Source organism: Flavobacterium restrictum, assembly GCF_007097245.1.
GTDB lineage: Bacteria > Bacteroidota > Bacteroidia > Flavobacteriales > Flavobacteriaceae > Flavobacterium > Flavobacterium restrictum.
The window spans coordinates 58395-72382 of record NZ_VJZT01000006.1; the positions used below are offsets into that span (position 1 = coordinate 58395).

At 36.8% G+C, this 13988-nt stretch carries 11 protein-coding genes; 3 read left to right on the top strand and 8 right to left on the bottom strand.

Annotated elements, in window-relative coordinates; all coding sequences use genetic code 11:
• Window positions 1–53: 53 nt before the first annotated feature.
• From FNW21_RS07435 to FNW21_RS07445, 3 genes are all read right to left on the bottom strand, one after another.
• Entirely contained in the window at window positions 54–587 is a 534-nt protein-coding gene (locus tag FNW21_RS07435) for a DUF4136 domain-containing protein (RefSeq protein ID WP_144256112.1), read from the bottom strand.
• Between the two features lie 40 nt (window positions 588–627).
• Window positions 628–2643 (bottom strand): urocanate hydratase, encoded by a 2016-nt coding sequence (locus tag FNW21_RS07440; RefSeq protein WP_144256113.1) that lies wholly within the window; start codon window positions 2641–2643, stop codon window positions 628–630.
• Window positions 2644–2844: 201 nt separating this feature from the next.
• The gene (locus FNW21_RS07445) at window positions 2845–3021 is read right to left on the bottom strand and encodes a DUF5522 domain-containing protein (protein ID WP_185963901.1); all 177 of its coding nucleotides are present in this window, start codon (window positions 3019–3021) and stop codon (window positions 2845–2847) included.
• A gap of 373 nt (window positions 3022–3394) precedes the next feature.
• Between FNW21_RS07445 and FNW21_RS07455 the strand changes: the two genes are divergently transcribed.
• From FNW21_RS07455 to hemL, 3 genes are read left to right on the top strand one after another with little or no spacing between them, the layout of a single operon-like run.
• Window positions 3395–4291, top strand: a complete 897-nt coding sequence (locus FNW21_RS07455) for a 1-aminocyclopropane-1-carboxylate deaminase/D-cysteine desulfhydrase (protein ID WP_144256116.1) — start codon at window positions 3395–3397, stop codon at window positions 4289–4291.
• Entirely contained in the window at window positions 4284–5141 is an 858-nt protein-coding gene (locus FNW21_RS07460) for a glucosaminidase domain-containing protein (protein WP_144256117.1), read from the top strand. The genes FNW21_RS07455 and FNW21_RS07460 overlap by 8 nt, the downstream gene beginning before the upstream one ends.
• Window positions 5142–5179: 38 nt before the next feature.
• Window positions 5180–6466, top strand: coding sequence for a glutamate-1-semialdehyde 2,1-aminomutase (gene hemL / locus FNW21_RS07465; RefSeq protein ID WP_144256118.1), 1287 nt, complete (start codon window positions 5180–5182; stop codon window positions 6464–6466).
• Window positions 6467–6530: 64 nt separating this feature from the next.
• Here the strand turns inward: hemL and FNW21_RS07470 are convergent, their stop codons facing one another.
• The 5 genes from FNW21_RS07470 to FNW21_RS07485 form a co-directional block, all read right to left on the bottom strand.
• Window positions 6531–6965, bottom strand: coding sequence for a Spy/CpxP family protein refolding chaperone (locus FNW21_RS07470; RefSeq protein ID WP_144256119.1), 435 nt, complete (start codon window positions 6963–6965; stop codon window positions 6531–6533).
• 309 nt (window positions 6966–7274) lie between these two features.
• Window positions 7275–7448 carry a hypothetical protein gene (locus FNW21_RS16300; RefSeq protein ID WP_185963898.1) on the bottom strand — a complete coding sequence of 58 codons (174 nt, stop codon included), beginning with the start codon at window positions 7446–7448 and terminating at the stop codon, window positions 7275–7277.
• Window positions 7448–8023, bottom strand: a complete 576-nt coding sequence (locus tag FNW21_RS07475; protein ID WP_144256120.1) for a zeta toxin family protein — start codon at window positions 8021–8023, stop codon at window positions 7448–7450. Before FNW21_RS07475 ends, FNW21_RS16300 begins: the two co-directional genes overlap by 1 nt.
• 94 nt (window positions 8024–8117) lie before the next feature.
• Window positions 8118–11834, bottom strand: a complete 3717-nt coding sequence (locus tag FNW21_RS07480) for a DEAD/DEAH box helicase (protein ID WP_144256121.1) — start codon at window positions 11832–11834, stop codon at window positions 8118–8120.
• A 124-nt stretch (window positions 11835–11958) separates the two neighbouring features.
• Window positions 11959–13986, bottom strand: coding sequence for a M3 family metallopeptidase (locus tag FNW21_RS07485; protein WP_144256122.1), 2028 nt, complete (start codon window positions 13984–13986; stop codon window positions 11959–11961).
• Between the last annotated feature and the right edge of the window lie 2 nt (window positions 13987–13988).

Below are 13988 nucleotides of genomic sequence, written 5' to 3' on the forward strand. Positions count from 1 at the left end.
CCTACGCAAAGGTAGGCTATTTGTAATTGTTTTATAAAAATAAATGGATGATTCTATTTTTTAACTGGCGGATATTGCGCTAAAATTTTACTCACAAACTCGGCAACACGTTCGTCTTTGTGTGCGGTGTTTTTGGTCAAAATACCACTTCCTTCGCCTTGCCAAATCATTTCTTTCTTTTTGGCATCGATTAAATCAATGTACAAAGTGCCTTCCGTCGATGTAGAAACGCTGGTTTGACCGCCCATCATGTAAGGATTCCAACCGTATCCCCAACCATAACCCCATCCGGCATTGAACTGGTTTACGTTGACTTGTTGGCGGGATTTGGTGAAAATATTGATTAATAAATCGGGATTTTCACTTTTTGTAAATCCTTTTGCTGTCATTTGGTCGTCAATGGCGTGTAGAATTCTGCGTTTATCCAAATCCGAAATTTCTACTTTGTCAATCCCCGCTTTAAAAAAAGCATAGGTTTTATACGGTGCAAAATCCACGTTTTTATCGTAATCCGAGTTGACGCTTACGGAACTGCAAGAAGCCATAACAAAGAGGAATAATAGCGGTACTAATTTAATTGTTTTCATATTTAGTCTTTTTTAAATTTTGGGTTCTATTCTTTTGTTTCTAAAATAACTGTTCATCGACACTATTTGGGAGAGTTACTTTCAATAATGGTTCTTTTTCCATGGCTCTTTTTATAGCAAAAATGGCTCCTTCGTTTCTGGCCCAACTGCGTCTGGAAATTCCGTTATTGACATCCCAAAAAAGCATAGATGCCAATCGTTTGGAAGCTGCTGTAGAACCATCAAGAACCATACCAAAGCCACCGTTAATAACCTCGCCCCAGCCTACGCCGCCGCCATTGTGTATAGAAACCCAAGTAGCACCACGAAAGCTATCGCCAATCACGTTTTGTATCGCCATATCAGCTGTGAAGCGGGAACCATCATAAATATTCGAAGTTTCTCGGTAGGGCGAATCCGTTCCAGAAACATCGTGATGATCCCGACCCAGGATAACGGTTTCTATCTCGCTTTTGGCAATAGCCTGATTGAATGCTTCGGCAATTTTTACACGACCTTCGGCATCGGCATAAAGGATTCGGGCTTGCGAACCTACGACCAATTTATTTTCTTGCGCGCCTTTTATCCATTGTATGTTATCTTGGATTTGCTGCTGTATTTCAATAGGAGCAGTTTTGGACATTTCTTCCAAAACTTGACAAGCAATGGCATCTGTTTTGGCTAAATCTTCCAGTTTTCCTGAAGCACAAACCCAACGGAAAGGACCAAAACCATAATCAAAACACATAGGGCCCATAATGTCTTGCACATAACTTGGGTATCGGAAGTCAATCCCCACCCCAGCCCTCCCCGAAGGAGAGGGAGAAGCACCGTTTTCTTCTTTTAAAATATCAGCACTAGCACGAGAAGCTTCCAGCAAAAAAGCATTTCCGTAATCAAAGAAATACGTTCCTTTGACGGTATGTTTGTTGATGGCTATGGTGTGGCGGCGCAAAGTTTCTTGTACTTTTTTCTTAAATAAAACTGGATTGTTCGCCATCATATCGTTGGCTTCCTCAAATGAAATTTCAACAGGATAATAACCGCCAGCCCACGGATTGTGGAGTGAAGTTTGGTCAGAACCCAAATCAATATGAATGTTTTCTTCATCAAATCGTTCCCAGACATGAACTATATTCCCGAGGTAGGCAATAGAAACCGTTTCGTTATTGGCTTTCGCCAAAGTAACTCTTTTGACCAATTGGTCTAAATCTTCGATGACTTCGTTTATCCAACCTTGACTGTGGCGAATGTGGGTGATTTTGGCATTTACCTCGGCACAAACCGTTATACAACCCGCAATATTTCCCGCTTTGGGTTGTGCACCACTCATTCCGCCAAGTCCAGAAGTTACAAACAAACCTCCTTTTGGGGAACGTTTTATTTTACGGAAACCATTCAAAACAGTTATGGTTGTTCCGTGTACAATGCCTTGTGGACCAATGTACATATAACTTCCCGCAGTCATTTGCCCGTATTGGGAAACGCCCAAAGCATTCATCCTTTCCCAATCATCGGGTTGCGAATAATTAGGGATTACCATTCCGTTGGTCACCACCACTCTCGGCGCTTCCTTGTGCGAAGGGAATAATCCCATGGGATGCCCGGAATACATCGTCAAGGTTTGCTCATCTGTCATTTCTGATAAGTATTGCATCGTTAACAGGTATTGCGCCCAGTTCGAGAAAACCGCTCCGTTCCCGCCATAGGTAATCAATTCGTGCGGATGTTGCGCCACGGCATAATCCAGATTGTTCTGAATCATCAGCATAATGGCTTTGGCTTGCTCACTTTTTCCAGGATATTCAGAGATTGGGCGGGCATACATTTTATAATCGGGACGCAAACGGTACATGTAAATACGGCCGTAAGTGGCTAGTTCGTTGCGAAATTCAGGAATTAATTCGGCGTGATGCTGTGGTTCAAAATAACGCAAAGCATTCTTAAGGGCCAGTTTTTTCTCATCGTTTGACAAGATGTCTTTTCGCTTGGGAGCGTGGTTAATGTTTGTTTCGTACGCTTTTGGTTGAGGTAATATAGCAGGAATTCCTTGTTGTATTTGTTCTTGAAAAGTCATTTTTTTGGTTTTTAAAATCTAAAATTAAAGGGTATGTATTGTTTTTAAAAATGCTGAAAAACAACATCCACTAGGGATATCGTATATCCGACCTGTGGTAGGATTTATGAATTTTTATTTTATATTTTAAAGAAAGAATGTCCATAAATAATAATGTAATACTGTTTTCTGAAAGTTGAATACTAAAAAAAGGAACACTGATCACTTTTTCAAAAGCCCCGTTTTTTTATCAAATCCATACGGACAATGGCGGCAACCGCTTTTGCAACAATGACCTCTTTTTAAATGGTATTTCTCGGTGAAACACCTATAGCCTTCGGGGGTTAAATAAAAATCTTCGCCTTCTATTAATTTATTTTCGTTATTTTGCTCCTTCATAGCAACAAATTTATAAACTTTATAACGAATGTACTTCATTGTTACGAAATATTTAATACCAAAAGGATATCGTGGTTTGGCGGCTTTTCCGTTTGTTTTTGTAAAATATCGGAGCGATATCGAGAATAAAACTTTTGTTACTCATGAGCGTATTCATTTGCGGCAGCAGCTGGAATTGTTAGTGATTCCATTTTTTATTTGGTATGGTTTAGAATATCTTTTTCGGCTTATGCAGTACAAAAAAAAGGATTTAGCCTACCGAAATATTAGTTTCGAACGAGAAGCGTATGCCTATGAATTGGATTGTGACTATTTGAAAAAAAGATCTTTTTGGGGATTTTTACCCTTTTTACATTTAAAATAAAAAACCATTTTGAACCAGAAAATACCTTTACTTTTTCCTAATGCTATTTCTTTGACTATCAAAAGAGAGGATTTGCTTCATCCGTTTGTTTCAGGAAATAAATTCCGAAAATTAAAGTATAATTTGCAGCAAGCCAAAATTCAAAACAAAGAGAAATTACTCACTTTTGGCGGTGCTTTTTCGAATCATATAGCGGCAGTGGCTTATGCGGGTGCGGCACGCGGTTTTCAAACCATTGGGATTATTCGGGGGGAAGAATTGCGCAATAAAATCAATGAAAATCCTACATTACAATTTGCTCAAGAATGCGGGATGCACTTTGAGTTTGTGACTAGAGCTGCGTATCGATTGAAAAATGAAACTTCATTTTTGGACGAATTAAAACAAAAACAGGGCGATTTCTATTGCATTCCCGAAGGTGGTACGAATGCTCTCGCAATACAAGGTTGCCAGGAAATACTAACTCACGAAGATGCTGTTTTTGATTTTGTATGTTGTGCGGTGGGAACTGGCGGTACGATTTCGGGAATTATAAATAGTATTTTGCCACACCAAAAAGTTTTGGGATTTCCTGCCTTAAAAGGAGACTTTTTGAAAGATGAAATTCGTAATTTTGTGCAAAATGAACAATGGGAAATCATTTCCGATTATCATTTTGGCGGTTACGGAAAAGTGAATGAAGAATTAGTAGCTTTTATCAATCAGTTTTATGGCGAAACTCAAATCCCATTAGATCCTATTTATACTGGAAAAATGGTTTTTGGCGTTATGGATTTGATAAAAAAGGATTATTTCCCCAAAAATTCCAAAATTTTATTGATTCATACCGGCGGTTTACAAGGAATTCAAGGCATGAATTTGAAATTAAAAAAGAAACAATTACCAACAATTGATACCCATGTTTAAAAAAAGTTTACTGCTATTATCGTTTTTGTTATTGATACGTTGCGGCTCGTCAAAACCAGCTATTATTACCACTAAAGGCTCTCATTATAAGTCCAAAAATGAGGGGAGTTACAGTTCTAAAAAATCAAATTCTAGGTATCCCAAAAAATCCAATTCAGATACCGAAATTATCGAATCAACATCCAGAACACTCGTTACCAGCGATGTTGTTAATGGCTATGTTTTTCATTACAAAGATGTTGCTATGAAAAACATGAAAAAATATGGCATTCCAGCGAGCATTATTTTGGCTCAAGGTATTTTGGAATCGGGAGCGGGACAAGGCAATTTAGCCGTTACAGCGAACAATCATTTTGGGATTAAATGCTATAAAGATTGGACTGGCGAAACGGTCTATCATGACGATGATAGCAGCAACGAATGTTTTAGAAAATACAAAAATCCCGAAGAATCTTTTCAGGATCACGCCGAAATTGTATCCAAAAGAACCCGATACGCTTCCTTATTTAGTTTGCCAAAAGACGATTATGCGGCATGGGCCAAAGGACTACGTGCGGCAGGTTACGCAACGGATGCTAAATATCCCGAAAAATTAATTAGTTACATCGAGCGCTACCATTTAGATCAATATGACAATCAGGTTTTAGGTAAAGAGTATGTAATTGACAAAAGTCAAAATGCAACCGTAATTCCCGTTACCAATACAGAAGGAAAGGTTTATGAAGTTCAAAAAGGGGATACGTTGTATTCTATTTCCAAAAAATTCAATATTTTGGTGGAGGATTTAAAACAAAAAAACAACCTTCCTGATTTTTCAATAGCGGTAGGGCAACAATTAATTGTAAAATAAAAAAAGCAGAGTTGCAAGACTCTTAAAACGAATATAAAATGAAATACCAAAGAAGCAGTCAGTTATTTGCAGCAGCAGAAAAAGTAATTCCGGGTGGTGTAAATTCACCAGTTAGAGCCTTCAAAGCAGTAGGTGGAACGCCAATATTTGTAAAAAGTGCCAAAGGAGCCTATTTATATGACGAAGACGGCAACCGATTAATCGATTATATCAATTCTTGGGGGCCAATGATTTTGGGTCATGCCTACGAGCCCGTGGTTCAAGCCGTAATCGAAAAGGCAAAACTAGGAACTTCTTTTGGAATGCCAACCGAATTAGAAACTCAAATTGCCGCCTTGGCAGTGGCGATGGTGCCTAATATTGATAAAATTCGTTTTGTGAATTCGGGTACCGAAGCCTGTATGAGTGCGGTGCGTTTGGCTCGCGGATTCACCAAGAGAGATAAAATTATCAAATTCGCAGGCTGTTACCACGGTCATTCGGATTCGTTTTTGATTCAAGCGGGTAGTGGTGCCATTACCTTTGGAACACCCAATAGTCCGGGCGTTACAGCGGGAACTGCCAAAGATACCTTGCTGGCCAAATACAATGATTTAGACAATGTTGCCACCTTGATAGCAGCGAATCAAGACGAAATTGCAGCCATAATCGTAGAGCCAGTAGCAGGAAATATGGGCTGTATTCCTCCTAACAAAGGATTTCTTGAAGGCCTACGCCAATTGTGTACAGAGAACGGAATCCTATTGATTTTTGATGAGGTAATGACTGGTTTTCGTTTGGCAGCAGGAGGCGTTCAAGAATTGTTGCATATCAAAGCCGATATAGTGTGTTTTGGCAAAGTGATAGGAGGTGGTTTACCGGTTGGTGCTTTTGCCGCAAGAGCCGAAATTATGAATTATCTAGCACCTCTTGGTCCCGTTTATCAAGCAGGAACGTTGTCAGGAAATCCTTTGGCGATGGCTGCTGGATTGGCAATGTTGCAAGCATTAGATGCTGATCGGGAAATTTTTAAACGATTGGAAGCCAAAACCGCTTATTTAGAAACAGGTATCCGTAGGGTTTTGACCGCTAATAATGTCGTTTTTACCATTAATAGAATTGGTTCTATGATATCGGTACATTTTGATGAAAACCCAGTAGTTGATTTTCAAAGCGCTACAAAAGGTGATAACGAAACCTTTAAGAAATTTTTTCACGGTTTGTTGAACGAAGGGATTTATATTGCGCCATCGGCTTATGAAACGTGGTTTATTACTGATGCCTTAACGTATGACGATTTGGATTTTACCATTCAAGCAATTGATAAAGTGTCGCAAACATTTTAGAGTAAAAATGTATATTTTAAAAAGGAGCTTACCAAAACGGTAAGCTCCTTTTTTTTTGAATTAATTAATTATTCCTTCTTTCGTGCATTCTCTCTTTCATTTTGTCTCTTCTTTTTTCATTGTTTTCGGTCCATTTTGCAAATTGTTCAGGAGTTAAAATCGCTTTCATTTGAGCATCCATAGCGGTTTTTTCATCCATCATTTGTTTTTTGAAATCAGCTCGTTCTTCTGGGCTAGGTTTTTCTTGATTGGCTTTAAAGTCTTCTCTTTTGGCTTTCATGGCTTCTCTTTTAAGCCCTTGTTGCGTGATAATTTTACTTACTTGTTCTTGCTGTTTGGTGTTCAAATCTAAATCGGCAGTCAATTTTTTCAGTCTTTTTTCGTTGCGTTGTTCGGGAGTTAACTTCTCCATTTCGTCTCTATTGGGTTTGTCGTTTCTTTCTTGAGCAAAACTGTTCAATCCCACTAGTAATAATGCGGCAATAAGTACTTTTTTCATTTGTTTATTTTTAAGTTATAGGTATAAGATAGATATGACCTTAATTGGTTTAATTGTTAACATAAGTTTAGTATTTATTTTTAAGGCATACTAGTAATACCTATAAATCATACTAATACTGTTTATAAAATAGTCCAATCAACTCGTTCTTTTTCGACAATGCTCCCTTAAAAAATAACTTCGCCTTTTTGCAACTATTTTACAAACAGTATTGGTGTTATAAACACGAAGATGTTTTACGATAAAAAAACAAACAAAAAACCCACAAGACCGATAATCCTGTGGGTTTCTGTTGTTTTTTATGTACTATTATTTCAAATTACAAACTTCGGCTGCTTTAATGGTTATCATTTTGCCTTTGTGCATCATTACTACCGATTGGTCTTTGGCTATTTTTTCGGCAATCATTTTTTGACCTGAAATTTTTAAACCCATTTCAACTTTCTCAAAAAAATCTGAATATAAACTTCTTTTAGTTTTCATTATGGTTTCGCTTTAAAAAAACACCAAGTGTCTTCGTTAATAATATCAATTTGATTATCTCGCTTTCCTTTAGCAATTATTTTTGATATGAATTGTGTATTATCATAAACAGCCCATTTATCACACAAAGGTATGTATATTTTGAATAAGTTTTCAATTCCACGAAAATATCTTCGCTCGATTACATCTGTCGGAATATTATGTCCACCTTCTTTTACTCTAGTTGCAACTCTATTTACAGCCATTTCGACAGTGGGCAACCAAAAAAATAAAAGCACAACCTTAAACCCTCTTTCTTTTGCCAGAATCAATTTATTCTTATAACTTCTGGTTGACAATGTCGTTTCTATAGCAAAACTTTCTTCCTGCAACAATAGTAAATCTACTCGCTCAATCATAATTCGTCCTGCTTCAAAAGCAACGGTTTCGGGCTGAAAAGGGGATAATCCTTTGGCAATCAAATCGGCATTGACAAACTCTTTGCAATCCAAAATTTCGGGCAAAATAGTATAGGAAGCCGTAGTTTTACCAGCTCCGTTGCAACCAGCAATGATATAGAATACTTTCTCTTTCAATGGTTTTCTTTTAACAAAGGTATTAAAATTGAATTTGTATTTGTTGATTTTTTGGAACGTTTAGAAGTTAGTTGTCCTCTTTTTTTTTAAAAGACTAGCTAAAAAACGACTTTACCTGGTCTACATCAAATGATTTTTTCTCTTCATCGATACTAATAATACTCGTGGCGACAGCTTTCTTTTTGCCTTGCAATAGCGCTATTTTTTCTTCAATCGTGTCTTTGCAAATCATTCGGTAGGCCATTACTTTTTGCTTTTGTCCAATGCGGTAACAACGGTCAATGGCTTGGTTTTCGACTGCGGGATTCCACCACGGATCGACTAGGAAAACATAATCGGCTTCGGTTAAATTGAGTCCCGTTCCGCCTGCTTTCAAGCTGATTAAAAACACTCGAACATCGATATTATTCTGAAAATTATTGACTTTTTCTTCCCTATTGGTCGTTTGCCCGTCGAGGTATTCGTAGTGAATTTGCTCTTCGTCTAATCGTGTTTTTATCAGTTGTAGCATTTTTACAAATTGCGAAAACACCAATATTTTATGATTTCCTGTTTTTTCTTTGATATTTTCTAGCAATAAATCCAATTTGACAGATTGATTTCCATAATCTTCCTCATCCGAAATTAAAGCGGGCGAATTGCATATTTGCCTCAATTTGGTCAATCCTTCCAGAATGTACATTTGGGCATTTTCTACTCCGTTTTCGTCAATTTTGTTGATGAGGTAATCACGGTATTTGTTTTTAAAACTATCATACACCTTGCGCTGTTCGTTGCCCATTTCGCAATAAATAATACTTTCGGTTTTCTCCGGAAGTTCTTTTGCCACTTGCTCTTTGGTTCTTCGAAGTAAAAACGGGGCAATCATTTTGCTCAACAAATGCGAGGCTTCGTGGTTCTTTTCTTTATCAATCGCATCCGAAAATTCGGTTTTGAAATGCGTCATATTGCCCAATAAACCGGGGTTGATAAAATTCATTTGAGCGTATAAATCAAAGGTGTTGTTCTCGATAGGAGTTCCTGTAAGTACCAATCGATTGTAAGAACTCAATAAACGAACGGCTTTGTATCGTTTGGAATTTGGGTTTTTAATGGCTTGACTTTCGTCCAAAATAATATAATTGAACTTGTAATCTTTCATAAATTCAACATCATTCAAGAGCGAACCATAAGTGGAAATAATTAGGTCGTATTTAGAGAAGTCGTCTTTGTTTTCCAATCGATTTCCACCTACAAAAGTCAGCATTTTTAGCGTGGGACAAAATTTTGCAATTTCATTTTTCCAGTTAAAAATTAAGGAAGTCGGCGCAATAATTAGCGAAGGCAAACATTTTTTGTCTTTCAGCTTCAAATATTGCAAAAACGTAATGGCTTGCAATGTTTTGCCCAATCCCATATCATCCGCCAAGCATCCGCCCAATTGGTTCTTGTCCAAAAATGCCAGCCAGTTCAATCCGTGGTGCTGATAATCTCTCAATTTTGCTTTGATGCCTTTCGGAATCGGAACTTCTTCAATATTGGAGATGTTTTGTAAGCGTTTCTTTTTTTCTAATAATTCGACTAGAAACGGAGGTTTTTTCTCTATTTCTTCAAATAATTCGTCGATTATTCCAAATTGATAATTCGAAAGTTTGATGCCATCTTTCTTAATTTCTCCAACTTTAAAATAATTAGAGAATTTTTTCATCCATTCTTCTGGCATTATTCCAAGCGTTCCATCGCCAAGAGCCACATAATTGGTTCTTTTTAAAAATGCTTTTTGTAGTTCTTTTAAGCCCACTTTTTGATTGCCAAAACTAATGTCGATTTCCAAATCAAACCAGTCAATATCCGACTTTAAACCGATTTTGATAACGGGTTTATTGATGTTGAATTTGAACGATTTTAAGTTATTTGCTCCAAAAACTTTCATTTCCTGTTGCTGCATTCTATCGGTGGCGTGCAGCATCCAATAGTTTTCCATCAATTGCTCTGGTGTGAGAAAAAAGAATTCGTCTTGCTCGGCAAATGCGGGGTGCAATCCTCTAAATTCTTCAATAAAATTGTCCTCAAAAGACTGATTTCTTTCTTGGTATAAAATATTTTTTTTGGCGGTGCCGTTCTTTGATTCTTCGACCAGCATTTCATTGGAAAAAACAGAAATCAATTGATTAGGATATTGAACAGCGGGTTTAAAAACGACATATTGCCCTTCAAAATCAGTGATGTAAACGTGTTTTTCGAGGGTAGTTTCCTTAATTTCAGCTTTGCTTTTTTTGAAAATAGCTGTTTGAATTTCAAATTTTTCGGACAATGGTCTTACTATTTTTTCAAAAAAATCAGGTGTGTCTTTTTTTAGATAATTAATCTCCGCATAATTGCTAAAATGGTTTAGATATACCGAAAGCTTGGCGTCATTTATGGGTACAATTACGTCATCTACAAAAATGTATAATGGAGTGATTTGTATTGTGGGACTGTCTAAATTATAGTTCTTGTCGTTTAAAGCAACTTTAGCTTTTAGAGTATAGAAATAGGGAGTTTCGCTTATTGTAAAAAACAACTTTATCGTTTTATTGTCATAAAAACAGGGCGTTAAATTTTTGCAAACCAAGTTTTTACTACCGTCATAAGTATAGCTGAAATTGTTTTGCAAGACCACCAAAAGTTCTTGGTTGGAAGCGATGGCTTTTTTTAAATAATTTACGTCTTTGGAAGACTTGTATTTGGATAATGCTGTATTGACTTGCATTGTTTTTACAATCAAACTTTGCTCTTGATCCGAACTGTAAACCATCAAGGCTTCTTCAAAATTATAAGTATTTATTCTTGTAATGGAGGAAGAAAAATCGGTTTTTGCTTTATTGTATTTGGCTTGAAAAAGAATGAGTTCCGTGAATTTTTTTCTCTCAAATTCAAAACAAACCCCTAAACCAAAATCGTTGTCTTTACTTTCTAAAAAAGGTAAATTTATGATAGTTTCTACTTCGGTCGTTTTGAATATTTTTGAGTAATCTCTGGAATCGGTTGTGATGTTTTTTGCTTTGGGTTTAGCTTCAAATCCTTTGGGCGTAATTTTAAAATTAAAAACACTGTTGTAATCATCCTCCGTTGTGAAACCATATTTTGCAATGGCTTCTTTAGTTTTTTCTTCGATATAGTTTTTAGCAAACAAATTTTCTCCAAAAACCGTCTCTATTTCTTGTAGTGCTTTACCCGTATGTTCACACGGTTTTTTTGTTTTGGTGCAACTGCATTCAAATTCTAAAATTTCGGTTTCGGGATTGTACCTAAAAATTTGTCGGGAACCGTTCCAACCCGTTGTTTGAGTGTTTACTTCGGTTTGGGAGACTGCTGTTATTTTATAGTCATCATAATTGTAGCCACGATATCTTGGTGCAACCGTCCAATTATTAATCGTGTTTGATGTAATAATTCCGTCAATTAGTTTGGCTTGGTTGCCTTTGAGTTTTTCGGTTTTGTTTGCTGTTGCAACAGGAAGTTCTTCGAATAAAGTATATGTTTTGTCTTTCTCTGGAACTATTGTTGGAATCGCACCATTATAATCTTCGATAATTATTTTCAAAGAAGCAATTACGTGTTTGCAAATGCCGGAATAGGTGTTTTTGTATGGGCAAGAGCAAGAGGTGCTTATGTTGTTGTTTTCTATGTCGATTTTTATGATGTAAGCTTCGCCAGAATTACCTTCGCATTCCAATTCAAATTCATTGGGAGAATATTCAGTAACTACTGGATATACATAATGTGAATTGCTCCTTGAATTGGGATTGCTATGTGTTTTAATGTGTTTTTTTATTGCCTTGATATCCATTCTAATTTTTGTTTTGCCAAATGTATAGAAAGATTTGCTTTTTAAAAAGCAATTAAAAAAAACCGAAGCATTTCTACTTCGGTTTAAATCTTAAATCAAAAATTGTTAATCTTCAATCTGAAATCTATAAAAGTCCCGCTCTCTTCAACAAAGCATCAGGTTTTGGCTCCTGACCTCTGAAGCGTTTGTACAATTCCATTGGCAATTCCGTTCCGCCTTTTGAAAGGACGTTGTCTTTGAATTTGGTTGCGACTTCTTTATTGAAAATGCCGCATTCCTGAAAGTAAGCAAAAGCATCGGCATCCAAAACTTCTGCCCATTTATAGCTGTAATATCCAGAAGAATAGCCGCCTTGAAAAATATGTGAAAATGAAACCGACATACAATTTTCGGCTACATCAGGATATAAAGTGGTGTCTTCAAAAGCAGTTTTTTCAAAAGCTTTGATGTTGGTAATTTCAGTTGGATTGTTGCTGTGGAAAGCCATATCCAATAATCCGAAACTAATTTGACGCAAAGTCGCCATTCCTTCCTGAAAACTCGCACTTTCCTTGATTTTTTGGACATATTCTTGTGGAATAATTTCGCCAGTTTCATAATGTTTAGCGAACAAAGCCAAAGCTTCCGGCTCGTAACACCAGTTTTCCATCACTTGACTTGGCAGTTCTACAAAGTCCCAATATACCGATGTTCCTGACAAACTTGGGTAAGTCGTATTGGCCAACATTCCGTGTAATCCGTGACCGAATTCGTGGAATAAAGTGGTTACTTCATTGAATGTTAGTAAAGATGGTTTGGTTTCTGTGGGTTTGGTAAAGTTGCAAACGTTCGAAATATGTGGTCTTTCGTTTACGCCATCTTTACTATATTGTGATTTGAACGAAGTCATCCAAGCTCCATTTCGTTTGCCTTTTCTTGGGAAAAAATCGGCGTAGAAAATCGCCACCAGTTCTCCAAATTCGTCTTTAACTTCATAAGTAGTCACTTCTTCGTGGTATTTATCGATGTCGAATATTTCGGTGAAAGTCAATCCGTATAATTTACCAGCAATGGTAAAAGCTCCATTCAAAACGTTTTCTAATTGAAAATAAGGTTTCAGTTTTTCGTCGTCTAAATTGAATAATTTTTGTTTCAATTTTTCAGAATAATACGCGCCATCCCATTTTTCTAATTGGTCAATTCTGTCTAATTCTTTGGCGAAAGCCGTTAATTGGGCAAATTCTCTTTGTGCTGCAGGCTTGGCTTTGGCCAATAAATCGTTCAGAAAGGATTTTACCTTATCAGGATTTTGAGCCATTCTTTCTTCTAAAACAAAATGTGAATGAGTTTCGTAACCTAATAAATTGGCTCTTTCGAAACGCAATTTGGCAATCTTTAAAGTGATTTCCTGATTGTCGAATTCGTTGTTTTGAAATGCTTTTTTACCGGCAGCGATAGCCATTTCCTTTCTTAATTCACGGTTGTCAGCATATGTTAGAAACGGAATATAACTGGGATGATCAAGCGTGAAAATCCAGCCTTCTAATTCTTTGTCTTTTGCCAATGATTTTGCGGCTTCAATGGTTCCTTCTGGAAGGCCTTGTAGATCGCTTTCTTTGGTAATATGCAATTGATAGTTGTTGGTTTCTGCCAAAACATTTTCGCCGTAAGTCAGTTTTAGTTTCGCTAATTCCGTGTCGATTTCGCGCAGTTTTAATTTTTTTTCGTCAGAAAGTAAAGCCCCATTTCTAGAAAAGCTTTTGAATTTCTTGTCCAATAATGTGGCTTGTTCTGGAGATAAATTCAGGCTGTCTTTTTGCTCGTAAACGGCTTTTATTCTTTTGAATAAATCTTCGTTTAACGTTATATCATTGCTGAATTCGGTTAACCACGGAGAAACTTCCTGAGCGATTTTTTGCATTTCTTCGCAGGTTTCTGCCGAATTTAGATTGAAGAAAATAGACGATAATCGATCCAAGGCATTTCCTGAAAAATCTAAAGCTTCGATAGTGTTTTCGAAAGTTGGAGCTGCTGGATTATTGATTACAGCATCAATTTCTGCTTTTGCCGTAGCGATGTTTTCGATAAAAGCAGGTTTATAATCTGAAAGGTTTATCTGCAAAAATGGCGCAGTATTGTATTTGGTATGAAATGTTGAAGTTAAGATGCTCATGA

Bases quoted from the DNA above. Each gene is read 5' to 3' on its own strand.
- FNW21_RS07435 (WP_144256112.1), bottom strand. From the start codon at position 587: ATGAAAACAATTAAATTAGTACCGCTATTATTCCTCTTTGTTATGGCT.
- FNW21_RS07440 (WP_144256113.1), bottom strand. From the start codon at position 2,643: ATGACTTTTCAAGAACAAATACAACAAGGAATTCCTGCTATATTACCT.
- FNW21_RS07445 (WP_185963901.1), bottom strand. From the start codon at position 3,021: ATGAAGGAGCAAAATAACGAAAATAAATTAATAGAAGGCGAAGATTTT.
- FNW21_RS07460 (WP_144256117.1), top strand. From the start codon at position 4,284: ATGTTTAAAAAAAGTTTACTGCTATTATCGTTTTTGTTATTGATACGT.
- hemL (WP_144256118.1), top strand. From the start codon at position 5,180: ATGAAATACCAAAGAAGCAGTCAGTTATTTGCAGCAGCAGAAAAAGTA.
- FNW21_RS07470 (WP_144256119.1), bottom strand. From the start codon at position 6,965: ATGAAAAAAGTACTTATTGCCGCATTATTACTAGTGGGATTGAACAGT.
- FNW21_RS16300 (WP_185963898.1), bottom strand. From the start codon at position 7,448: ATGAAAACTAAAAGAAGTTTATATTCAGATTTTTTTGAGAAAGTTGAA.
- FNW21_RS07480 (WP_144256121.1), bottom strand. From the start codon at position 11,834: ATGGATATCAAGGCAATAAAAAAACACATTAAAACACATAGCAATCCC.
- FNW21_RS07485 (WP_144256122.1), bottom strand. From the start codon at position 13,986: ATGAGCATCTTAACTTCAACATTTCATACCAAATACAATACTGCGCCA.